Source organism: Agrobacterium sp. MCAB5 (assembly GCF_052114365.1).
GTDB lineage: Bacteria > Pseudomonadota > Alphaproteobacteria > Rhizobiales > Rhizobiaceae > Agrobacterium > Agrobacterium tumefaciens.
Genome location: NZ_JBFREP010000288.1, coordinates 1 through 425, shown reverse-complemented (window position 1 = coordinate 425; position 425 = coordinate 1). Strand labels below are relative to the sequence as shown.

The following is a 425-nucleotide window of genomic DNA, read 5'->3' as shown; positions in this document are numbered from 1 at the left end:
CCGCAATACAAGCCGAGCTTCGATCTCAGCAAGGAAATTACTCTGAAAGCCGAAAAATACGGCTTCGATTTCGCGCTCTCGATGATCAAGCTGCGCGGCTTCGGCGGCAAGACGGAGTTCTGGGATTACAATCTTGAATCTTTCACGCTGATGGCGGGCCTGGCGGCGGTCACCTCGAAGATCAAGCTCTTCGGTACCGCCGCGACATTGGTCATGCCACCAGCGATCGTGGCGCGGRTGGCGACGACCATCGACTCGATCTCCGGCGGGCGGTTCGGTGTGAACCTGGTCACCGGCTGGCAGCGCCCTGAATACAGCCAGATGGGGCTGTGGCCCGGAGACGATTATTTCGGCGACCGCTACACCTACCTTTCGGAATACGCCTCCGTCCTGAAAGAACTCCTGACCACCGGCCAGTCCGACTT

The 425-nt window shown here is 59.0% G+C and carries 1 protein-coding gene; it reads left to right on the top strand.

The window, feature by feature from the left end; all coding sequences use genetic code 11:
* On the top strand, nt 1-425 hold a 425-nt coding region (locus AB4Z23_RS28665), incomplete at both ends, for an LLM class flavin-dependent oxidoreductase (protein WP_441361333.1).